The organism is Peribacillus sp. P4_C12 (genome assembly GCF_056402095.1).
In genome coordinates this window covers 1-1124 of record NZ_JBFUIB010000881.1, presented here as the reverse complement: position 1 = coordinate 1124, position 1124 = coordinate 1, and the positions used below count along the sequence as shown (strand labels likewise).

The 1124-nt window shown below is 37.5% G+C and carries 1 protein-coding gene; it reads right to left on the bottom strand.

Going from position 1 to position 1124, the window contains the following annotated elements; translation table 11 throughout:
• Window positions 1-47: 47 nt before the first annotated feature.
• A partial coding sequence (locus AC1DUW_RS29900) for a sigma-54 interaction domain-containing protein (protein ID WP_477644318.1) occupies window positions 48-1124 on the bottom strand: 1077 nt, incomplete at its 5' end.

Sequence of the window (1124 nt, the reverse complement as noted above, 5' to 3'; positions counted from 1 at the left end):
GGATACCCAGAAAAAAATGCCGGTATGGGGTTGATTTAATTTATCTCTTATTCCCCATTTGAAATAAGCTTAATTTTATCGCGAAGGCTTCTTTCTGAAATTTTTAGAATTTGTGCTGTTTTTTGTCGGTGATTTTTACAGTATTGAAGTGTAGCTGTTATTACTTTTTCCTCTATCTCTTTCATCGAAATTCCGATTGGGATACTAAAACTGTTAGAGTCTTCATTGGGACTTCCAGACTGTAATATTAGCTTTTGTTCTTGAACATATTGTGGCAAGTCAGTATCTTCCATATTTTTTGAGTTTGAAAGGGCAACAGCATACTCTATAATGTTACCAAGCTCGCGCACATTTCCTGGATAATGATAATCTAGCAACAACCGACGTGCTGATGCTGTGAACGTCTTATCTTCCCGATTCATATCCTTAGCGTGTTTTTTGATGAAATAATCCATAAGCAATGGTAAATCTTCTTTTCTTTCTCTTAATGGTGGCATAGAAATTGGGATAACATTTAGCCTAAAATACAAATCCTCTCGGAACTTACCTTCCATTACCATTTGTTCCAGATTTTTATTAGCTGCGCTTATAATACGCACATCCAATGATATTTTTGTATTGGAACCAAGAGGTGTTACTTCCCGTTCCTGTAGCACACGTAATAATTTAGCTTGAAGAGGAAGAGGCATTTCACTAATCTCATCGAGAAAAAGGATACCCCCATCGGCAGCGACGAATTTCCCTTCCTTCCGCTGTGTGGCACCGGAAAACGCTCCTTTTTCATAACCGAATAATTCAGATTCTAGCAACATTTCGGGTATAGCTGCACAATTAACAATCTGCATTGGATTGTTTTTTCGTCTTCCTAAAGTATGAATGTTTCGGGCGACAAGTTCTTTTCCAGTTCCACTTTCTCCTGTAATAAGAACACTTGAATCAATATCCTTCACTCTTTCGATCATTGAAAAAATACGCTGCATTGCTTTGCTGTTACCAAGGAAATTTCCGAATCCTCTAGTCTTCTCTAATTCTTCATGAAGCGTCTCTAACTGATTGGACATCTGTTTAAATTCGGCTGCCCTCATTAAAAGCAATGACAGTTCTTCTATATTGATAGGCTTTTC